Annotated in this window: 28 protein-coding genes and 2 pseudogenes; 20 read left to right on the plus strand and 10 right to left on the minus strand. The window is 24.3% G+C overall.

What is annotated here, in order from left to right:
* Positions 1–747 carry a recombinase RecT gene (locus tag NL276_RS02415; protein WP_253301007.1) on the plus strand — a complete coding sequence of 249 codons (747 nt, stop codon included), beginning with the start codon at positions 1–3 and terminating at the stop codon, positions 745–747.
* A gap of 274 nt (positions 748–1,021) precedes the next feature.
* Here NL276_RS02415 and NL276_RS02420 read toward each other — a convergent pair whose 3' ends face one another.
* The 5 genes and pseudogenes from NL276_RS02420 to NL276_RS02430 all read right to left on the minus strand — a co-directional run bounded on the left by NL276_RS02420 (position 1,022) and on the right by NL276_RS02430 (position 3,008).
* Positions 1,022–1,615, minus strand: coding sequence for a DDE-type integrase/transposase/recombinase (locus NL276_RS02420; RefSeq protein WP_253301008.1), 594 nt, complete (start codon positions 1,613–1,615; stop codon positions 1,022–1,024).
* A 12-nt stretch (positions 1,616–1,627) separates the two neighbouring features.
* Positions 1,628–1,948: pseudogene (locus NL276_RS05155) on the minus strand (IS3 family transposase); the annotation flags it as partial.
* 299 nt (positions 1,949–2,247) lie between these two features.
* A complete protein-coding gene (locus NL276_RS02425; RefSeq protein ID WP_253301009.1) occupies positions 2,248–2,445 on the minus strand; it encodes a hypothetical protein in 198 nt (65 codons plus the stop codon).
* A gap of 12 nt (positions 2,446–2,457) precedes the next feature.
* Positions 2,458–2,778, minus strand: a pseudogene (locus tag NL276_RS05160) (IS3 family transposase); the annotation flags it as partial.
* Positions 2,745–3,008: a transposase family protein gene (locus tag NL276_RS02430; protein WP_253301010.1), complete on the minus strand. Its 264-nt coding sequence runs from the start codon at positions 3,006–3,008 to the stop codon at positions 2,745–2,747. The gene NL276_RS02430 and the pseudogene NL276_RS05160, both read right to left, overlap by 34 nt.
* A gap of 100 nt (positions 3,009–3,108) precedes the next feature.
* On the opposite strand from NL276_RS02430, the gene NL276_RS02435 reads away from it, so the two are divergent.
* Both NL276_RS02435 and NL276_RS02440 read left to right on the plus strand, forming a co-directional pair.
* A complete protein-coding gene (locus tag NL276_RS02435) occupies positions 3,109–3,561 on the plus strand; it encodes a hypothetical protein (RefSeq protein ID WP_253301011.1) in 453 nt (150 codons plus the stop codon).
* Positions 3,562–3,575: 14 nt separating this feature from the next.
* Entirely contained in the window at positions 3,576–3,791 is a 216-nt protein-coding gene (locus NL276_RS02440) for a Vmc-like lipoprotein signal peptide domain-containing protein (protein ID WP_370281051.1), read from the plus strand.
* Between the two features lie 1,318 nt (positions 3,792–5,109).
* Here the strand turns inward: NL276_RS02440 and NL276_RS02445 are convergent.
* The 4 genes from NL276_RS02445 to NL276_RS02460 form a co-directional block, all read right to left on the minus strand.
* Positions 5,110–5,340 carry a hypothetical protein gene (locus tag NL276_RS02445; RefSeq protein ID WP_253301013.1) on the minus strand — a complete coding sequence of 77 codons (231 nt, stop codon included), beginning with the start codon at positions 5,338–5,340 and terminating at the stop codon, positions 5,110–5,112.
* A 167-nt stretch (positions 5,341–5,507) separates the two neighbouring features.
* Positions 5,508–5,843 carry a hypothetical protein gene (locus NL276_RS02450; protein WP_253301014.1) on the minus strand — a complete coding sequence of 112 codons (336 nt, stop codon included), beginning with the start codon at positions 5,841–5,843 and terminating at the stop codon, positions 5,508–5,510.
* The gene (locus tag NL276_RS02455; protein ID WP_253301015.1) at positions 5,827–6,102 is read right to left on the minus strand and encodes a hypothetical protein; all 276 of its coding nucleotides are present in this window, start codon (positions 6,100–6,102) and stop codon (positions 5,827–5,829) included. The genes NL276_RS02450 and NL276_RS02455 overlap by 17 nt, the downstream gene beginning before the upstream one ends.
* Entirely contained in the window at positions 6,087–6,365 is a 279-nt protein-coding gene (locus tag NL276_RS02460) for a UPF0236 family transposase-like protein (protein ID WP_253301016.1), read from the minus strand. Before NL276_RS02460 ends, NL276_RS02455 begins: the two co-directional genes overlap by 16 nt.
* A gap of 357 nt (positions 6,366–6,722) precedes the next feature.
* Here NL276_RS02460 and NL276_RS02465 point away from each other — a divergent pair, with 357 nt between their 5' ends.
* From NL276_RS02465 to NL276_RS02510, 10 genes are all read left to right on the plus strand, one after another.
* On the plus strand, positions 6,723–7,058 hold the full coding sequence (locus NL276_RS02465; RefSeq protein WP_253301017.1) for a hypothetical protein: 336 nt from the start codon (positions 6,723–6,725) through the stop codon (positions 7,056–7,058).
* A complete protein-coding gene (locus NL276_RS02470; protein WP_253301018.1) occupies positions 7,051–7,770 on the plus strand; it encodes a phage terminase large subunit in 720 nt (239 codons plus the stop codon). The genes NL276_RS02465 and NL276_RS02470 overlap by 8 nt, the downstream gene beginning before the upstream one ends.
* On the plus strand, positions 7,722–8,051 hold the full coding sequence (locus NL276_RS02475; RefSeq protein ID WP_253301019.1) for a hypothetical protein: 330 nt from the start codon (positions 7,722–7,724) through the stop codon (positions 8,049–8,051). The genes NL276_RS02470 and NL276_RS02475 overlap by 49 nt, the downstream gene beginning before the upstream one ends.
* A gap of 458 nt (positions 8,052–8,509) precedes the next feature.
* A complete protein-coding gene (locus tag NL276_RS02480; RefSeq protein ID WP_253301020.1) occupies positions 8,510–8,788 on the plus strand; it encodes a hypothetical protein in 279 nt (92 codons plus the stop codon).
* Positions 8,781–9,785 (plus strand): hypothetical protein, encoded by a 1,005-nt coding sequence (locus NL276_RS02485; protein WP_253301021.1) that lies wholly within the window; start codon positions 8,781–8,783, stop codon positions 9,783–9,785. Before NL276_RS02480 ends, NL276_RS02485 begins: the two co-directional genes overlap by 8 nt.
* 93 nt (positions 9,786–9,878) lie before the next feature.
* Positions 9,879–10,172, plus strand: a complete 294-nt coding sequence (locus NL276_RS02490; protein WP_253301022.1) for a hypothetical protein — start codon at positions 9,879–9,881, stop codon at positions 10,170–10,172.
* Between the two features lie 3 nt (positions 10,173–10,175).
* Positions 10,176–11,024 carry a hypothetical protein gene (locus tag NL276_RS02495; protein WP_253301023.1) on the plus strand — a complete coding sequence of 283 codons (849 nt, stop codon included), beginning with the start codon at positions 10,176–10,178 and terminating at the stop codon, positions 11,022–11,024.
* Complete coding sequence (locus NL276_RS02500; protein WP_253301024.1) at positions 10,978–11,328, plus strand: hypothetical protein; 351 nt, start codon at positions 10,978–10,980, stop codon at positions 11,326–11,328. Before NL276_RS02495 ends, NL276_RS02500 begins: the two co-directional genes overlap by 47 nt.
* Before the next feature lie 61 nt (positions 11,329–11,389).
* On the plus strand, positions 11,390–11,740 hold the full coding sequence (locus NL276_RS02505) for a hypothetical protein (protein ID WP_253301025.1): 351 nt from the start codon (positions 11,390–11,392) through the stop codon (positions 11,738–11,740).
* Positions 11,710–12,402, plus strand: coding sequence for a hypothetical protein (locus tag NL276_RS02510; protein ID WP_253301026.1), 693 nt, complete (start codon positions 11,710–11,712; stop codon positions 12,400–12,402). Before NL276_RS02505 ends, NL276_RS02510 begins: the two co-directional genes overlap by 31 nt.
* Positions 12,403–12,561: 159 nt before the next feature.
* Here the strand turns inward: NL276_RS02510 and NL276_RS02515 are convergent, their stop codons facing one another.
* Positions 12,562–13,545: an IS30 family transposase gene (locus NL276_RS02515; RefSeq protein ID WP_253301027.1), complete on the minus strand. Its 984-nt coding sequence runs from the start codon at positions 13,543–13,545 to the stop codon at positions 12,562–12,564.
* Between the two features lie 309 nt (positions 13,546–13,854).
* Here NL276_RS02515 and NL276_RS02520 point away from each other — a divergent pair, with 309 nt between their 5' ends.
* The 7 genes from NL276_RS02520 to NL276_RS02550 all read left to right on the plus strand — a co-directional run bounded on the left by NL276_RS02520 (position 13,855) and on the right by NL276_RS02550 (position 21,814).
* The gene (locus NL276_RS02520; RefSeq protein WP_253301028.1) at positions 13,855–14,253 is read left to right on the plus strand and encodes a hypothetical protein; all 399 of its coding nucleotides are present in this window, start codon (positions 13,855–13,857) and stop codon (positions 14,251–14,253) included.
* The gene (locus tag NL276_RS02525) at positions 14,246–15,706 is read left to right on the plus strand and encodes a PBSX family phage terminase large subunit (protein WP_253301029.1); all 1,461 of its coding nucleotides are present in this window, start codon (positions 14,246–14,248) and stop codon (positions 15,704–15,706) included. Before NL276_RS02520 ends, NL276_RS02525 begins: the two co-directional genes overlap by 8 nt.
* Complete coding sequence (locus NL276_RS02530; RefSeq protein ID WP_253301030.1) at positions 15,706–15,984, plus strand: hypothetical protein; 279 nt, start codon at positions 15,706–15,708, stop codon at positions 15,982–15,984. Before NL276_RS02525 ends, NL276_RS02530 begins: the two co-directional genes overlap by 1 nt.
* A complete protein-coding gene (locus tag NL276_RS02535; RefSeq protein ID WP_253301031.1) occupies positions 15,977–17,368 on the plus strand; it encodes a hypothetical protein in 1,392 nt (463 codons plus the stop codon). Before NL276_RS02530 ends, NL276_RS02535 begins: the two co-directional genes overlap by 8 nt.
* A 3-nt stretch (positions 17,369–17,371) precedes the next feature.
* The gene (locus tag NL276_RS02540) at positions 17,372–20,587 is read left to right on the plus strand and encodes a hypothetical protein (RefSeq protein WP_253301032.1); all 3,216 of its coding nucleotides are present in this window, start codon (positions 17,372–17,374) and stop codon (positions 20,585–20,587) included.
* A gap of 94 nt (positions 20,588–20,681) precedes the next feature.
* The gene (locus NL276_RS02545; protein ID WP_253301033.1) at positions 20,682–20,954 is read left to right on the plus strand and encodes a hypothetical protein; all 273 of its coding nucleotides are present in this window, start codon (positions 20,682–20,684) and stop codon (positions 20,952–20,954) included.
* Positions 20,942–21,814, plus strand: coding sequence for an IS3 family transposase (locus NL276_RS02550; protein ID WP_253301034.1), 873 nt, complete (start codon positions 20,942–20,944; stop codon positions 21,812–21,814). The genes NL276_RS02545 and NL276_RS02550 overlap by 13 nt, the downstream gene beginning before the upstream one ends.
* Positions 21,815–21,845 lie beyond the last annotated feature (31 nt).

A 21,845-nucleotide genomic window follows, 5' to 3' on the forward strand; every position in this document is an offset into this window, starting at 1 on the left:
ATGGTAAATGAATTACAACAATATATTAAAGGTGCCGTTATTAAATATGAGTTAAAAGTTAATGATAAATATTTAAAAGAAAATATTCTTGCTCTTGAAGAATTAAAAATGAAAAATGGACAAAATTATATGTCATTAGTTTCTAATGCAGATAATGCAAAAATTACAGCATTAGGAATTATTAAATTAAGTAATAAAGGATTAATTTTTAGTAAAGATTTTAATATTATTCCATTTAAAAATAAATTAACAACAATTATTGATAGTAAAGTTTATTGTAAAAAAATTGAAGAAGCTGGATATAGTCCAAGAAAAGCGATTATATTTAAAGGCGAAAAATTTGAGTGAGACAGTTTAAATTCTTGTCCTAAAATACATGAAATTAATTTTAATGCTAATACTAGTGATTATAACGAAATAATTGGAGCTTATGCATTTGCAAAAGATAAAAATAATAATTTTCAAGGTATTTTGTTAAGAAAATCAGATGTTGATATATTAAAAGGATCTAGTCCAAGTGGTAATAGTGAATATAGTCCATGAGTTAAATGACCAAAAGCAATTGTTGAAGCTAAATTATATCGTAAATTAGCATTAGAAATGGGAATTGATATTTCTGATATTGATCTAGATGAAAAAGAAATTAAAGAAGATGGTAATTTTGATTATATCACATTTACTGATATTACTGTCGCTAAAAATCAGGGGGCAGTCAGCGATGAACTACCTATTAATAATAATATTTAGTACACCTACTCAATAATTAGCAGAAAAACCATATATTTATAACGATATTAATAATGTAGTAATAGAAGATGATATTTCTAATGTAGTACCGGTTGAAAATAATTTTGATCCTTACGCACGATAACTAACTTAGGCCAATTAATACATGGAGATTCATTAGAAATATTAAAAACTATCCCTAATAAAAGTATTGATTTAATATTAACTGATCCACCCTATTTTTATGAAAGTATAAGAAAAAAACAAAATAATCTTAATGTAAAAAAAGATACTCCTAGACTGCACCCATTTTAGTAAGTACTAATAAAAAGTATTTACTATTTTTTATTATATCTTTTTCTTTACGATTTGAATATCATGTATTTCATTTTATAACATCTTGTATATATTCTTCATGTGAATTATATATTTTATTATGGATTGTAGCTTTCTTAAGTAATGAATGAAAACTTTCTATAACAATATTATCTGCACAGTGGTAATTTTTCCCCATTGAAATTATAATACCGTTAGATACACATTTATCGAGATAAATAGCGGATGTGTATTGATATCCGTGGTCTGAATGAATTATTATTCCATTCAGATCTTTTTTTATTAATTTTATTTTATTAATTGCATCATTTAAATTATCTATTACTAATTTATTGTCATTATATTTAGATCACTTTACATCAACTATTTCTTTAGTATATCCATCAATAATTGTTGATTGATAATATTTTTCTCTTTTTCAAATTAAATATGTTACATCAGTATATAGCACTGAAAACCTTGTTTTTATATCATTGAATTTACGATTAATTAAATCAGGATATTGCAATAAACTTTTTTCTTTATTCTGTTTATATTTCATTTTTCTTCTCATTTTTCTTACATATTCAGGTTGTATTTGATTATAACGCATAATCCTTAAAACTTTTTTTGAATTATATTTTATATCATAATCTTCTTTTAAATATTTAGTAATTCTTCGATATCCAAATTGTTTTAAATTTTCTTCATAGACTTTTACAATATCATTTATTGCTTCTTTATCTTTTTTGCTACTGTCATAATTTTTATATTTATCTCAATAACTACGTTTTAACCCCGTTACTTCTAATAATAATTTTATTGAATATTCATGACAATTTTGTTTAATAAAAGAGACGATTCTTGGTTTGCTTAATTGTAAAAGTCATGGAGCTTTTTTAATAATTCATACCTTGTTTTATAATATTCTAAATCTCTTTTACCAAAAGAGATTTTAGGTCCTTTATGATTGTTTAATTTTCCTTTTTTATGATTTTCTCATCAAGATTCTACTGTATTTGCATTTAGATTATATTGTTTTGCTACTACTCAACAACTTTTTTGTTTAATTTCCTCAATGATTTTTGTTCTAAATTATGATGTATATTTGTTATATTTTTGACCTTTTCTTGCCATATAAAAATGCACCTCCTTTAAAAGTTTAGCAAAGTCTTTTTTTACTTTACTTACTTTTTGGGGTGCACTCTAATCAACTATTTCTTTAGTATATCCATCAATAATTGTTGATTGATAATATTTTTCTCTTTTTCAAATTAAATATGTTACATCAGTATATAGCACTGAAAACCTTGTTTTTATATCATTGAATTTACGATTAATTAAATCAGGATATTGCAATAAACTTTTTTCTTTATTCTGTTTATATTTCATTTTTCTTCTCATTTTTCTTACATATTCAGGTTGTATTTGATTATAACGCATAATCCTTAAAACTTTTTTTGAATTATATTTTATATCATAATCTTCTTTTAAATATTTAGTAATTCTTCGATATCCAAATTGTTTTAAATTTTCTTCATAGACTTTTACAATATCATTTATTGCTTCTTTATCTTTTTTGCTACTGTCATAATTTTTATATTTATCTCAATAACTACGTTTTAACCCCGTTACTTCTAATAATAATTTTATTGAATATTCATGACAATTTTGTTTAATAAAAGAGACGATTCTTAGTTTGCTTAATTGTAAAAGTCATGGAGCTTTTTTAATAATTCATACCTTGTTTTATAATATTCTAAATCTCTTTTACCAAAAGAGATTTTAGGTCCTTTATGATTGTTTAATTTTCCTTTTTTATGATTTGCTCATCAAGATTCTACTGTATTTGCATTTAGATTATATTGTTTTGCTACTACTCAACAACTTTTTTGTTTAATTTCCTCAATGATTTTTGTTCTAAATTCTGATGTATATTTGTTATATTTTTGACCTTTTCTTGCCATATAAAAATGCACCTCCTTTAAAAGTTTAGCAAAGTCTTTTTTTACTTTACTTACTTTTTGGGGTGCACTCTAGACAATTGCTGTAGATAATAATAGAATTGTGAAAATATTTAATTTAGGGAAAATTAATCCACTAAATTACGAAAAAATTGAAATTTTAGGAGAGGGGTTTAAAACAGTAAGTATTTGGGGTGATGAAAATTATTGAAATGGTAAAAATATTTATTGGGGAGAAAAAACAATAAATTCAATTAATGAAGACAATTTTAAAAAATGAATTAGAAATAATAGTTTTTCTAATCGAAATATTCAAGATATTGGTAATGATGATCCATCAATTGGCGATAATATTATTCTTGATAAGAAGAAATTAGAGTGGTGAGATAGTGCGTGGTTTGAACATTCTCAATCTGTTGGTTTTACATTTTATTGAAAAAATGATAACTATTATTTACAATTTTTAGCTCGCCAACACGGAAATAGCGGCGGTTCATTTTCTAAGTGAAGACAAATAATGAAAGTTGGATATGCCATTAGATTGTATAATGATTAAATATTAAAAAGATATTAAGTGTTTTGGGCACAATCGCTTTTATTGGAGCGACTACAACCAGTTTAGTTGCTTGTAATACACCACAAGAATATACAAAAGAAGAATTAGCAAAATTAAAAGAAAAGAACAATATAAAAACAAACGATGGTGATTTAGAATGAATGACACCACAAGAAAAACCATTTATAAGGTTGATGATAATGATATTTTGTTGTATGAAAATCAAATAATTCAAAATTTTGAAAAATTTCAAAATTTAAACATGATACAAATTTAGGAAAAATAATTGAAGATTGAGACCCTTCAAAACCATATGATACTGGTTTATATTTATATGTTTTTGAAACAAAAGAACAAGATTTATTAATAATTGATAAATCAGAAGCTGTAACAAAAGACTTTTTGAAGTGAAAATACAGGACAAAATTTTAAAGCAGTTTATCGTTGAGGCGGTATTGATGAGCCTCTAAACCTCAAATTGATTCAAATGCAGGAAAATTACAGATTGAAATTTAAAGAACAAAAATAATTTCAGCAATGATGATAATGAAATTAAAGTAACTGCTAAAAATAACGATATTTCAGAAAATTCAATTTATCAATTAGAGGCAATTATTTTAATTGACTATCAATAACAAATGAATTAGAAACAAATAATTTCCTTCTCTTATTCCTGCTGAAATTAGATTATCCGATGGCGAATATGGCAAATACTTAACTAATTTGATTATTTCTAACGATAAAATAGAAGAATATTTAAAATATTTTTCGCAATGATATAAATTACTTTATTCTAAAGCAGTTTGAATAAACACAATTAAAATTTTATTGAAGATAGTATTAAAATAACTTTTTATAAACATGAAAAACTATTTGTTTTAAATCAAATTGAAATATCTGGGATATGGGGTTATGGAAATTATGATATTACAATTTTTACAGAAAAAGAACAAATTTTTATAATAAATTACAATTATTTAATAAAAACAATGAAAAATTAGTATTACTTAAATTATAGATATAAAAAGTCATTTAAATTTAAAATGACTTTTTATTATTATTTATTAACTTTTACATTACTATCATCATCAATAATTAAATCAGGAGGCTCTGATGTATCTAAATTTCAACGATAAACCTGCTTTAAAATTTTGTCCTGTATTTTCACTTCAAAAAAGTCTTTTTGTTACAGCTTCTGATTTATCAATTATTAATAAATCTTGTTCTTTTGTTTCAAAAACATATAAATATAAACCAGTATCATATGGTTTTGAAGGGTCTCAATCTTCAATTATTTTTCCTAAATTTGTATCATGTTTAAATTTTGAAATTTTGGTTGTATGTATTATTTAAGGGTTTTAATTAATATCTTAGAAATTGTGGAATAAAAAATACCACTTAATTATTTAAAGTATATAACTTTTAATTTTATTGTCAACAATATTTTAACATTTTTAAATTTTTCCACGACAAAAATACATGTTTATTAAAGTTATTTAATTTATTAGATAAAATTAATAAAATATAAGTTTGGTTGTAAATTATTATTTACAAAATTATTACTGAATAATTAATTTTATTTTTAAAATTCATCATACTAGTATTTAATTTATTTTTAGAGTTTTTTTCATGATAAGTTGCTTTTTTAACCAAAACACCCTTACAGTAATGTGATATATCACCCTCAATATGACAACCAATAGTATTTCATAATGTTTGATTTCTGACACCTTCTTCATTATTTTTAATTAATCTAATTGTCTCTTTTAAGAATTTCATTTTTGATTCTTTTATAAAAGAAGCGCTATTTTCTAAGCATTCTAATAATTCTTCATATTTAGCATTAAAAAAATAATCAACTGCTTTATAGTATGTTTCTCTGTTTTCTTTGTTTTTACTTTGATAAGGATATAATTTTTTAAATCTACTTGTAAGATGAAATTTATCTATAGTGTAATGTACTTTATTTTTAGGAAATATTCTTGAATAAATTTTGCAATATTTTTAATTCAAGGAGCACCATCACCCAATACCATAAATTCAATATTATCATTAATATCATAATAACTTGTAATTAATGTAAGTAATTTACTAACAAAATTAGTTAATTTACTATTTTTTTTAATATATTCTGGAATATTATCTAGTTCTATAACACCTAATTTATTTGCAATTACAGGTCTTTTTTTAGTTGATTTTGCTTTATTAAAGCCAGTATGAACAGTTGAAAATATACTATGTTTTTTTATTTTTTCTTTCCCCTTTTTATTTTCATTTCACATTTTTAAATAAGTTCCCATCAATTTGAATATATAAAGTATGAGGTACCTTTATTTTTTTATCAGTTTTATTAATATAATATTCTTTATCAATTTTTGCATTTTTCATAATATTTGAAATTGTCTTTATACAAATTTTTACATGTTCCATAGTATCTAAAATATCTTGATATGTTTTTTTCTTGCCAATAAATGATAATATTTTTACTTTAACAGTATTATCTATTCTTTGTCATTTTTTAATTCCTAAAATTTTATCCAAAGAAAAATATATTCTTCTTTACCTGTTTCTGGGTTAATTTTATAATATCGTCTTCTTTTAAAGGTTATTTTTCCATTTAAAATAGTTAATTTTCTTAGTTTTATTTCTTTTACTTTATATCTTTTAATTCTTTTAAGTTTCATCAGTTTTATATTTTTAAAAATTCATTCATCACAATTTTCTAAATTTTGTTGAATAATTTCAATACTTTGTTTATTTAACAAATTATTGAAATTATTAAAAAAGTTGTTATCAATATTCATTATTTTTATACCCTCTTTCTTAGTTTAGGACTTTAGCACAAAAATAATGAAAATGCAAAAAAAAGATATTATTTTTTATTTATTGTGTTATAATCTAATTGTTAATTATTAGCAAATTAATTTAACTGAAAAAAGTAAAGCAATTTACTTTTTTTTATTTTGATGTAAAATAAAATAATATTAAGTTCTTTAATACATTTTGCTAATTTTTAGTTCTTAATAAGTTTGTTTATACTCTTTTATTTAATCATATTTATTAAATAATAGCAATTTTAATATGCAAAAAGGAGTAAAAATGAAAGAATTTAATCCAAATAAAGCAAGTTTGGCAACTTTTTATCGTAAAATAGAGCAATTTTGAGAAATAAATCATCTAATAAACCATATACTTTGAATGATTTAACCAATGAATTCAACCTTTCTCGCAAGTGAAGATATGATACTTATGCGAGCGAGAAGATAGTTCCTTTACTTGAACGACAAGTTGATAGAATCGAAAGTGAAATAATTAATTTTATGATGAAATCACATGATGGTGCTAAATTATATTGACAACGAGCATTTAATTATAAATATTCACTACAAGAAAAAGAACTTGAAAAAGAATTAAACTTAAATAATCAACAACCAATAATTGTTAATTTACAAACGGATATTAGAGATATTAAAAAAGAAAGTGATAATAATGCTTAATCATTTTACTTATTTGTTAGAAACGCCTTATTGGTTATTACAAAATAGTACTGTTGGTAATAAATATCCCTTTGCAAAAAAATATGAGCTCGTGAATGAAATTAATCAAATTGGCACACGGTATAGTGGTAAAACAATTTCAAATATTAAAATGTTTGGTGAATTATTAAAAATTAGTTTATTAATTAAAGAACCAATTTGTATCATTGCTAGTATGTATTGGAGTAAAGATTTAAAAGATAGTGTCTTTCAAAATATATGAAATATGCTAGATGAAAATCATATACCTTATACTATTAATTTATCAAATTTTACTTTTACTTTATCAAATGGTAGCAAAATATATTGTAAAGGTTTACATTCACCAAGTCGAAAAGAAAAATTAAAAGCCTTTGCTGATTTGAATAAATATAAATTAGTTATTGATTGAAGAGAAGAATGTGACCAATTTCAACAAAAAGATTTAAGTGATTTAGAGTTTTCTATTCGTGGGTATCAAAATAAAATAACAATTAATACATGTAATCCCGAAAGTTTAAAAAGATATATTGTTGGTTATTGTAATGAATTATTACCTTTTAATGAAGAAATAATGCGTAGTAAATATGAACAAATTAATTATATTGAAAAATGAAATATGAAGATTATTATTCATTATTCTAGTTGAAGACTAATTATGAATTACCACAAGATAAAGTTAATGAACAATTAAGATTAGAACAATTAGATATTGAAAGAGCAAGAGTATGGAGTTGAGGATTGCCTGGTAATACTAGTGGATCAATCTTTGCAAGATATATTGATATTATGCAAGCAACCGATATTATACAACCAACTAAGCTATTAGGTGGTGTTGACTTAGCAAACTCTACTAGTCCAAAAGGGACATACAACAGCAGCGAGTTTTGATTGTATAATTCATTGATAAAAAAGCATATAAAGTTGCTGAATATACCCATTCAAATGCTACACAGAAATTTAAAGGACCATTAGAACAAGTAAAAGATATTTTAGAGTTTACAACAATCAATTAAACCAATATTTTAATTTAATCCAGCAAGGAATTAGTATAAATGTTGATGATAGTGCGTATGCAACATTAGAAAGTTTAAACCAAGAGAAATATAATTATATTTTTGGTCAATACATGCATTTTAAACCAGCACAAAAACAAAAATTTAAAATAAGACATCGTATTGAAGCCTTTACAATGTTAATAAATACTAATCAGTTAAAATGATTATGAGAAAAATGTCCCTGTAAGTAAAGCCCCAATATGAATTAATTCAATGAGAAGATAAACCAGATGCCAGAGAAGAAAAAATGTAGATTTATATGATGATACATTTGATAGTGATTTCTATGCCGTACACTTTGAATTAATACCCAATGGTTAAACATAATAGTTCAGCAGATTATAAATTATGACAACAAAGGGAGTGAATAACTTAATGAAAAAAGATATTTATGTAATACATGATGAACGTTTAATAAATGCAAAAAGACCATATATGTCTGTTTGTGGACAAGTTAAAAAAAGACTTTGTCAAGAATTAAAAAAAGATAATATTGCAATATGTAAATTAAATTTATATAACGAATATATTAAAAAATATCAAAAAGTTAAAGTATGTATACAAGTTTTAGCAAATGAACCAAATTTATTAACAGTAAATATTATTAATTATGCACTTATTTTAAAATTAAAGGAGCAAAATCACTATGAATAATACTTTCCCTAGTTTACCAAACTTAAATGATATTAATAGTGTTTTAAAATTTTATAATTATGATTGAACTATTAATTTAGCAAATATTATTGCTCGCCATCAAATGCGATTAATAAATGGTAAAGATATTTTATTTAAGTCGCATCGTAAAGATATCTTAGAAAAACTAAATTGATGATATGAAACTTATAAAATAAAAGAAAAATTAGATAAAAATGAATTAACAGCAAGTTTAATGGGAAAAACTATTTTTGGTTTATTAGAAACATCAGATGGCAATATTGATTTATGGATTAATCCATTTAACTTTACATCTCGTGTAAGTAAAATAAATGAAATTGAACAAGGTGCTGATATTTGATTAAATTATCATCAATCAGATAGTGGTTTTATTTTAAATTTAATTTGTACCAAAGATAAAATAGTTATTAAAGGTTGACCTAAAAATAATGAAGTAGTTGTTGGGCAAAGTAAGACACAAATTAAAGATAATGTAAAACCTATTTTAGTACAAGAATTTAAAAATAAATTAGGCATAGTCCCTTTTTGAGAAATGATAAATGAACCTAACCCTTTATTTTTATCTACATCAACTACATTAAACCCATGACCTACAATGGCAAATTGTTATAAATTACAATTTGATTTAGAAGATAGTTTTAATATTAAATCAAAAGAAAGGTGAGCAAATCGTACGCACTGATATGGAATATTAGATGATGATTTAATGACAGCTTATAACAAAGGTAATAAAAAAGTATTACAAGATGCTTTTGATGATATTTTTATTCAATCAGGTCAATCAGCAGTAGATGGTCAATTATCCCAATCTTTACAAGTAGTACAAGGTACACCAACCTTAGAAACATATACTGAAGACCAAAAAGCAATTATTGAACAAGTATATATAGCATGTAATTTTTCTAGTCCATTTGGTGATAAATCATATAATGACCAAAATAAAACACAGTCATTATTACTAAAACAAAAGATTTAGAAAAACAAGCATATTTACAAGCATATCGTAAGCAATATTATACTAAGATGTTTGATGTGGTTTTAAAATATTACGGTTTATGAGATGGTGTGGGTGAACGCCCTTAATGGATTTGATTTTGTTAGTGCTAGTTTAGTTGACCAAATGCGACAAAATGAATTAATTACTACTAGATTAGATAATCGTACAATGGAGCCAATAAGAGCTATAACTGAATATGATAATGTTGATGAATTAGAAGCAATTAAATATTATGAAAAAATTGAAAAATACTGAGATAAAATAAACGCAAAAGAAATCGAACATAATAATAAATTACTAGAATATGATGAAACTGGTAATAATCAAAATGCTATCCAAGGTAGAACAGAAATTAAGGAGAATTAAAAAATGAGTAGAATTAACCCGGGGGTTATAGAAGAATTAAGAAGACAAGCCCACGATACTTTAATAGATATTAGAGAAAACATAAGAGATAATAGACATTGAATGGTATTTCCTTTTAATGTTTATAGTTCATATATTCCTGATACTGAAACTGGATGAAAACCTAATAATGATAAACCAAGTGATTATGGTAGTTATTCACGCATATTTGATAATATGGAAAGTACTATTGCTCAATGACAAAATAGTTTAAAAATAGTACAAAAATATAAAGGTGAAGAAATTAATATATTAACGATTGATGATTTTAATAAACAACCTATTAATTCAACGATATGAGCAAATAATGAAACACCTTTTTCAATAAAATTAAAAGATGAAAATAATAATGTTTATTGAAAATTAATTGATGGTGAAAATATTTATGATATTAATAGAATGTTAGAATACTTAAAGCAATATAAATTAAGTTATTTTATGAATAATGATAATAAAGCTGATAACTTTTATACAAAAGAAGTTAAAGTTGGTAAATATTGAGATGCTTATATGATTGATGATAGAAGTTCAATTCAATTTGGTGAAGCAAAATTTGAACAAGTATTTACGCAGCAGTCAACAGAAAGACAATATACTTTATTAATTTTAGATGAAGATGCTGAGAAATTAAATATTAATGATTATTATAATTTTTATACGGTATTTAATGATCGTGGTTTAAATATTGGCGGTGGTAATATAAATACTGCGCCGCAAGATAGACAATGATTATATCCATCAAATGTTATTAATTATTATTCACCTTATGATGGTAGTTTTTTTATGACAAGAAATTACATTTTCAAGTATTAATGACAAAATTAGTAATAGTGGTTTGTCTGTGCGACAATTTATTCAAACAAGTGCCCCGGGTGAAGGCTATTGTTTTCCTAAAATAACTTATAATGAAAAATTAAATAAAGGTATTGTTGAATTAGATGAGATTTTATTAAAAGACCCAGGAGTTAGAGCAATGGCAGTTAAATTTTATGGTAATCCAATTTTATTTGATATACCAGTAATTGGTCGACCAATTATTAAAGGTCAGTTTAATAAAAAAGTAATGAATTCCCGTGATTTATTAATGTATAATATGTTTCCTTGTCCACCCCGATAAAGTTAATACTTATGCATCACCCGAAGTAAGTTGATATAACATTCAAGGGATACAACCAACAATGATAACGGGCTATAAAGATTGAAAAACAGATATGGAAAGTAGATATGATTTTTGAAAACAGAAAAATAGTGAAGGTATTGTTATAACAGATCCCACTACTACATCATACTCTAATTCTACTGTTGGTAGAAATATTCATAAAGAAGATAAGGATTCTAAATTTTATTGATCAAAAGATTGAAAAATAACACCACCAACAAAAATAAAAACAAACGGTGGTACAGTTGATAATATTATAGTACGCAAGCATCGTCATATTTTAGAAGAAAAGATGAATTTGGTAATACAGTTGGTAGTGTTCAAATTGAATATAATAAAATGGGTGCATGTAATGTTTGAGATATTTTAAATATGAATAATTTTATTAATCGCCAAATAACCGTATTACCATTAAACTATACACAAAAATTAGTATTTAATCCTTTTACGATACCAGGTGGAGTTGGTAAATTCTTAAACTTTATTTCATTTGGTATTCCCTGAGGATGAGTAATTAATCAAAATGAAAAATCATGACCTAATTTTCAATTTCTTAATGGTTTTATGAGTGCTAATATTTATAGTTTTTATAATGATGCCTTTTGGTCTGAAAAATCAAAAGGTAAAGGTTATTTACCATTTGAAATATTTAGAGAACAAGGTAATGATAAAGTTGGTGCTATATTTGGAGCAAATGCTACTAGTTTAGGTTTTACTACTTTATTAACTGATAAATGCAAAGGTACTGTTTTAAATAAAAATGGTTCAAAAACAAGTGAATTAGTTTATTCAACTTATAATTTAAAACAATTAAATCCTAAAACTAACAGAGTTTATTTAATTAATGAACAAACCAAAGCTGTAGATGCACAAACACCAGTTACTCTTAGTGAACAAGATAATGATCTAGAATTCTTACAAACACCCGATGGGGTAAATTGTAGTTATATAATTGATATGTTTTCAATACAAGCATTATATAAAGGTAATTTTGAAATTATCTTTTATGCTGATAACCCATGTATTGTGTAAATTCAAGCAGCAAATTCTGTCTCTTGTTAATCTGATAATAACATCATTTAAAATAAATGCAACTATTTTTTTAAAAAAATTAAATTATTTGTAAATTTAATCTATTTTAAGCATATTTAAACACACTGAAAAATAATTTATTAAATTTTTCAAATAAATTTATCTAAAATTCTCTAAAAATACTTCTTTAGCTGTTCTTCAATTCAAACAAGGTCTTAATTTTTCATTCATAACATTAACTACTCAATCTATTTCTTGTTGCGTAACATTATTAAAATCTGTTCCTTTAATATATCGTTTTCTAAATTCACGATTCATTCTTTCAATTAATGGTTTTTGTTTTGGTGAACCTGGATCACAAAAATAAATATTAGAACCAGTAATATTTTCCATTTCTTTAAATTTACTAAATTCTTTTCCTCTATCAGTTATTATTCCTTTAATTTTTCCAACTAAACCATTAATTCTAACTATATGTTCAAGTTTTTCTAAAACTTCATTAGCAGTATGTTCTTCTAATTTCATAGCAAAGTATTTTTTACTTGATTTCTCTGCCAAAACCAAACAACTAGATTGATGGTCTTTACCAACTACCGTATCCATTTCAAATCAACCAACATTAGATTGTTTATTTTCAATATCTCAAATTGACCCAAATCTTTCATCTAATTTTCCACGATTATCAGATCTTTTCTTTGTTCTATTTCTTCTGCCACCATTTAATAAATTTTTCTTTAACAAACCCAAAAGACCTAAATAAATTCATTTATAAAATGTTTTAAGACAAGCAGGAAATTTGACACCAAACTTTATTAAAAATCGTTGAATAATTTCTGCTGGTGAATCGTAAAGAATATTAAATCGTAAATTTAAAAATTCTTGTTGTTCGTCTGTAAATGCGGGCAGTTTTTTAATACATTTTTTTCTTTTTTGTTTATAATCTTTTTGTGCTTCATATGGATTATAATCTTCTACCTTTTTAAATCGATTTATTTCTCTTTTAATAGTATTAACTGCACGACCCGTTTGTCTTGATATTTCAGATAAATTAAGTGTGCCATTTTTCTTTTTACAACTATCAGATAACAATAAATCATTAAATAAATTTCGTTCATCATATTTTACATGTGTATATTTTTGCATTTTTCTGTCTCCAATTCTTTTTAAAATATTTATAACATTAAATTAAAAATTATTGACAATTATTTTTATAAGTATATAATTTAAATAATAAACAGTAAGTAAATTCTGTCTCTTAAAGCTGTTTATAAAAAAATAAAGTAATTAAGTTTACTTTTTTTTATTTTGGTGTAAAATATAGATAATAAAAAAAGAACAAAATATTATATTAAGTTCTTTGATATATTGATACAGTTTTATGGGTTTTTATTCTCTTTTATTTAATCATATTTATTAAATAATAGCAATTTTAATATGCAAAAAGGAGTAAAAATGAAAGAATTTAATCCAAAAACAGCAAGTTTAAGCACATTTAAGCGTAAAATAGAAGAATTTTGAGCCGATAAGAAACATAATATTCCCTATACTTTGAATGATTTAACCAATAAATTCAACCTTTCTCGCCATTGAAGACAAGAAATTTATCGGAGCGAAAATATAGTTCCTTTAATTGAAAGACAAATTAATAGGATTGAAAGTGAGATAATTAATTTTATGATGAAATCACCTGATGGTGCTAAATTATATTGACAACGAGCATTTAATTATAAATATTCACTGCAAGAAAAAGAACTTGAAAAAGAATTAAACTTAAATAATCAACAACCAATAATAGTTAATTTACAAACGGATATTAGAGATATTAAAAAAGAAAGTGATAATAATGCTTAATAATTTTACTTATTTGTTAGAAACGCCTTATTGGTTATTACAAAATAGTAATGTTGGTAATAAATATCCATTTGCAAAAAAATATGAGCTCGTGAATGAAATTAATCAAATTGGCACACGATATAGTGGTAAAACAATTTCAAATATTAAAATGTTTGGTGAATTATTAAAAATTAGTTTATTAATTAAAGAACCAATTTGTATTATTGCTAGTATGTATTGGAGTAAAGATTTAAAAGATAGTGTGTTTCAAAATATATGAAATATGCTAGATGAAAATCATATTCCTTATACTATTAATTTATCAAATTTTACTTTTACTTTATCAAATGGTAGCAAAATATATTGTAAAGGTTTACATTCACCTAGCAGGAAAGAAAAATTAAAAGCTTTTGCTGATTTAAATAAATATAAATTAGTTATTGATTGAAGAGAAGAATGTGACCAATTTCAACAAAAAGATTTAAGTGATTTAGAGTTTGCTATTCGTGGTTATCAAAATAAAATAACAATTAATACATGTAATCCTGAAAGTTTAAAAAGATATATTGTTGGTTATTGTAATGAATTAATGCATTTTGATGAAGAACTAATGCGTAGTAAATATGAACAAATTAAATATATTGAAAAATGAAATATGAAGATTATTATTCATTATTCTAGTTGAAGACTTAATTATGAATTACCACAAGATAAGGTTAATGAACAATTAAGATTAGAACAGTTAGATATTGAAAGAGCAAGAGTTTGGAGTTGAGGTTTACCAGGCAATACTAGCGGTTCAATCTTTGCGAGATATATTGATATTATGCAAGCAACAGATATTATACAACCAACTAAATTATTAGGTGGTGTTGATATTGCTAATGCTACTAGTCCTAAAGGACATACAACAGCAGCTAGTTTTTGAATATATAACTCATTTGATAAAAAAGCCTATAAAGTTGCTGAATATACTCATTCAAATGCTACTCAACAATTTAAAACTGAATTAGAACAAGTTAAAGATATTTTAGAGTTTTATAACAATCAATTAAATCAATATTTTAATTTAATACAGCAAGGAATATCAATTAATGTTGATGATAGTGCTTATTCAACATTACAAAGTTTAAATAGAGAAAAATATAATTATAGTTTTGGTCAATATATGACATTTAAACCAGCACAAAAACAAAAATTTAAAATAAGACATCGTATTGAAGCTTTTACAATGTTAATAAATACTAATCAATTAAAATGATTATGAGAAAAATGTCCTGTAAGTAAAACCCAATATGAATTAATACAATGAGAAGATAAACCAGATGCCAGAGAAGAAAAAATGTTAGACTTATATGATGATACCTTTGATAGTGATTTTTATGCCTTACACTTTGAATTAATACCAATGGTTAAACATAATAGTTCAGCAGATTATAAATTATGACAACAAAGGGAGTGAATAACTTAATGAAAAAAGATATTTATGTAATACATGATGAGCGTGTAATAAATGCAAAAAGACCATATATGTCGGTTTGTGGACAAGTTAAAAAAAGACTTTGTCAAGAATTAAATAAAGATAATATCGCAATGTGTAAATTAAATTTATATAACGAATATATTAAGAAATATCAAAAAATTAAAGTATGTGTACAAGTTTTAGCAAATGAACCAAATTTATTAACAGTAAATATAATTAATTATGCACTTATCTTAAATTTAAAGGAGCAAAATAACCATGAATAATGCTTTTCCTAGTTTACCAAACTTAAATGATATTAATAGTGTTTTAAAATTTTATAATTATGATTGAACAATTAATTTAGCAAATATTATTGCTCGCCATCAAATGCGATTAATAAATGGTAAAGATATTTTATTTAAGTCTCATCGTAAAGACATTTTAGAAAAATTAAATTGATGATATGAAACTTATAAAATAAAAGAAAAATTAGATAAAAATGAATTAACAGCAAGTTTAATGGGTAAAACTATCTTTGGTTTATTAGAAACTAGTGATGGAAATATTGATTTATGAATTAACCCTTTTAACTTTACATCTCGTGTAAGTAAAATAAATGAAATAGAACAAGGTGCTGATATTTGATTAAATTATCATCAATCAGATAGTGGTTTTATTTTAAATTTAATTTGTACCAAAGATAAAATAGTTATTAAAGGTTGACCTAAAAATAATGAAGTAGTTGTTGGGCAAAGTAAAACACAAATTAAAGATGATGTTAGACCTGTTTTGGTACAAGAATTTAAAAATAAATTAGGCATAGTCCCTTTTTGAGAAATGATAAATGAACCTAATCCTTTATTTTTATCTACATCAACTACTTTAAACCCTTGACCTACTATGGCAAATTGTTATAAATTACAATTTGATTTAGAAGATAGTTTTAATATTAAATCAAAAGAACGATGAGCAAATCGTACACATTGATATGGAATATTAGATGATGATTTAATGAGTGCCTATAACAAAGGTAATAAAAAAGTATTACAAGATGCTTTTGATGATATTTTTATTCAATCAGGTCAATCGGCCGTTGATGGTCAATTATCCCAATCTTTACAAGTAGTACAAGGTACACCAACCTTAGAAACATATACTGAAGACCAAAAATCTATTATTGAACAAGTATATTTAGCATGTCATTTTTCTAGTCCTTTTGGTGATAAATCAGATAATGACCAAAATAAAACACAGTCATTATTAACTAAAACAAAAGACTTAGAAAAACAAGCATATTTACAAGCATATCGTAAGCAATACTATACTAAAATGTTTGATACTGTTTTAAAATATTATGGTTTATGAGATGGGAATGGTGAACGAGAATATGGTTTTGATTTTATTAGAGCTAGTTTAGTTGACCAAATGCGACAAAATGAATTAATTACAGCCAGATTAGATAATGGCACAATGGAGCCAATAAGAGCAATTACTGAATATGATAATATTGATGAATTAGAAGCAGCAAAATATTTAGAAAAAATAGAAGCATGACAAGATAAAATGCAAACTAAAGAAATCGAACATAATAATAAATTACTAGAATATGATGAAACTGGTAATAATCAAAATGCCTTACAAGGTAGAACAGAAATAAAGGAGAATTAAAAAATGAGTAGAATTAACCCCGGGGTTATCGAAGAATTAAGAAGACAGGCCCACGATACTTTAATAGATATCAGAGAAAACATACGAGATAATCGTCATTGAATGGTATTTCCTTTTAATGTTTATAGTTCATATATACCTGATACTGAAACAGGATGAAAACCTAATAATGCTAAACCAAGTGATTATGGTAGTTATTCAAGAATATTTGATAATATGGAAAGTACGATTGCTCAATGACAAGATAGTTTAAAAATAGTACAAAAATATAAAGGTGAAGAAATTAATATATTAACTATTGATGATTTTAAAAATCAACCAATTAACTCAACAATATGAGCAAATAATGAAACGCCTTTCGCTATAAAATTAAAAGATGAAAATAGCAATGTTTATTGAAAATTAATTGATGGTGAAAATATTTATGATATTAATAGAATGTTAGAATACTTAAAGCAATATAAATTAAGTTATTTTATTAATAATGATAATAAAGCAGATAACTTTTACACAAAAGAGGTTAAAGTTGGTAAATATTGAGATGCTTATATGATTGATGATAGAAGTTCAATTCAATTTGGGGATGCTAAATTTGAACAAGTATTTACTCAACAATCAACCGAAAGACAATATACTTTATTAATTTTAGATGAAGATGCTGAGAAATTAAATATTAATGATTATTATAATTTTTATACTGTATTTAATGACCATGGTTTAAATATTGGTGGAGGTAATATAAATATTGCACCACAAGATAGACAATGATTATATCCCTCTAATGTTATTAATTATTATTCACCTTATGATGGTAGTTTTTTATGACAAGAAATTACATTTTCAAGTATTAATGACAAAATTAGTAATAGTGGTTTATCAGTACGACAATTTATTCAAACTAGCGCTCCCGGTGAAGGTTATTGTTTTCCTAAAATAATTTATAATAAAAAGACAAATACATCAATTATTGAATTAGATGAGATTTTATTAAAAGATCCTGGTGTTAGAGCAATGGCTGTTAAATTTTATGGTAATCCGATATTTTTTGATATGCCTGTTATTGGCCGACCAATTATTAAAGGTCAATTTAATAAAAAAGTCATGAATTCTCGTGATTTATTAATGTATAACATGTATCCTGCTCCACCTGACAAAGTAAATACTTATGCTTCACCAGAAGTAAGTTGATATAACATTCAAGGTATTCAACCAACAATGATAACTGGTTATAAAGATTGAAAACAAGATATGGAAAGTAGATATGACTTTTGAAAACAAAAAAATAGTGAAGGTATTGTTATAACAGATCCCAGTACTACATCAGCAAGTAATTCTACTGTTGGCAGAAATATTCATAAAGAAGATAAAGAATCTAAATTTTATTGATCTAAAAATTGAAATATAACTCCACCAAGCAAAATAAAAACAAACGGTGGCACAATTGATAACATTATTAGTACCCAAGCATCATCTTATTTTAGAAGAAAAGATGAATTTGGTAATACTGTTGGACAAGTTCAAATTGAATATAATAAAATGGGTTCTTGTAATGTTTGAGATATTTTAAATGTAAATAATTTTATTAATCGACAAATAACAATATTACCTTTAAATTATACGCAAAAATTAGTGTTTAATCCATTTACAATACCAGGTGGAGTTGGTAAATTCTTAAACTTTATTTCATTTGGTATTCCCTGAGGATGAGTAATTAATCAAGATGAAAAAACATGACCTAATTTTCAATGACTTAATGGTTTTATGAGTGCTAATATTTATAGTTTTTATAATGATGCATTTTGATCTGAAAACTCAAAAGGTAAAGGTTATTTACCATTTGAAATATTTAGAGAACAAGGTAATGATAAAGTTGGTGCTATATTTGGCGCAAACGCTACTAGTTTAGGTTTTACAACTTTATTAACTGATAAATGCAAAGGTACTGTTTTAACTAAGGATGGTAAACCAACTAGTGAATTAGTTTATTCAACATATAATTTAAAACAATTAAATGAAAAAACTAACCGAGTTTATTTAATTAATGAAAAAACAAAAGCAGTTGATGCTCAAACACCAGTTAGTGATAGTGAAAAAGATAATGATTGCGAATTCTTACAAACACCCGATGGTACAGATTGTAGTTATATTATTGATATGTTTTCAATACAAGCACTATATAAAGGTAATTTTGAAATTATCTTTTATGCCGATAACCCATATACAAATAATGAAGAAGATTATTTAAGATTATCAGTATGAAGTTTTCGTGGAAAAACAAAAAGTGTATTAAATAATTATTTACGTGATATGACAACTAATTATAAAACTAGTTTCTTATTACCACACGACTATGAAATACCAACATTTAATTACCCTAAATATATTTTACCACCAGTACCATATAACTATCAACCTTATACAAAAGATATTATACCTTCATATGTAGTGCTACCATTAATAACTAAAATTACAGCACCAGCACAATGTAGAAAAGTTAACACCACATTATACCCTGATGTTAATTTATTTTCTAATGAATTTAATGAAGCATATTATGAGATTGAAATTGATTTAAGACAAATTGACCCAACAATTCAAAGTATAGATAAATTTATTAGTTCTTATAAAACAATAGAAATAAGCAATCTAGGTAATTTACAAGTTGAATGTGGACCACCAAATATAGAGAATTTTATTCCCGATAGAAATGTTAATATTACTTTTGGCGGCGTTTCTGGATGTACTAATAAAAATCCATTGTCTAGTATAAAATTACAAGATAGTGGTCGTTCACAAACAGATAAAGTTAATTTTGATAATACCATAACTTTATATACTGATAATATCAAAGTAAATGATATTCAAACATTTTCTACTGCATATACTAATGGATTACCAAGTTATGATGATTATTTTAACAAATATATATCAAAAAATGAATTAACTATTAGAATTTCTTTTACACTTAAATCAACAAAATTATCTAATAATGATAATGATAAAATTAAAGAAGCTTATTTGCAAGTATATTATACTAATGATATGAAATTAAAAATTAGATTTATAAAATTAATTCATGCAGAATTAATTTTAGGGGCAGATAGTTATTTAAGTTTTGGTAATGATAAAGATATTATATTAGATGTTGATAATCCAAATGTAATGGGTATTAGAAATAAAAGTAATAACCCAGTTAAAATCACAATTAAACCAAGGTAAAAAAAACAAAAAAAAGATTTACAAGACTGCACCCCAAAAAGTAAGTAAAATAAAAAAAGATTTTGCTAAACTTTTAAAGGAGGTGCATTTTTATATGGCAAGAAAAGGACAAAAATATAACAAATATACATCAGAATTTAGAACAAAAATCATTAAGGAAATTAAACAAAAAAGTTGTTGAATAGTAGCAAAACAATATAATTTAAATGCAAATATAGTAGAATCTTGATGAGCAAATCATAAAAAAGGAATTTTAAATACTCAAAAAGGACCCAAAAAACCATTTGGAAAAAAAGATTTAAACTATTATAAAGTTAGATATGAATTATTAAAAAAGCTCCATGACTTTTACAATTGAGTAAGCTAAGAATCGTCTTTTTTATTAAACAAAATTGTCGTGAATATTCAATAAAATTATTACTAGAAGTAACAGGATTAAAACGTAGTTATTGAGATAAATATAAAAATTATGACAGTAGCAAAAAAGATAAAAAAGCAATAACTGATATTGTAAAAGTCTATGAAGAAAATTTAAAACAATTTGGATATCGAAGAATTACTAAATATTTGAAGGAAGATTATGATATAAAATATAATTCAAAAAAAGTTTTAAGAATTATGCGTGATAATCAAATACAACCTGAATATGTAAGAAAAATGAGAAGAAAAATGAAATATAAACAGAATAAAGAAAAAAGTTTATTGCAATATCCTGATTTAATTAATCGTAAATTTAACGATATAAAAACAAGGTTTTCAGTACTATATACTGATGTAACATATTTAATTTGAAAAGGTGAAAGATATTATCAATCAACAATTATTGATGGATATACTAAAGAAATAGTTGATGTAAAGTGTTCTAAATATAATGACAATAAATTAGTAATAGATAATTTAAATGATGCAATTAATAAAATAAAATTAATAAAAAAAGATCTGAATGGAATAATAATTCACTCAGATCACGGATATCAATATACATCAGTTATTTATCACGATAAATGTGTATCTAACGGTATTATAATCTCAATGGGAAAAAATTACCATTGTGCAGATAATATTGTTATAGAAAGTTTTCATTCATTACTTAAGAAAGCTACAATCAATAATAAAATATATAATTCACATGAAGAATATATCCAAGATGTTATAAAATGAAATACATGATATTCAAATCGTAAAGAAAAAGATATAATTAAAAAAATAGTAAATACTTTTTATTAGTACTTACTAAAATGGGTGCAGTCTTTACATC

It is taken from the genome of Spiroplasma endosymbiont of Phyllotreta cruciferae (genome assembly GCF_918697755.1).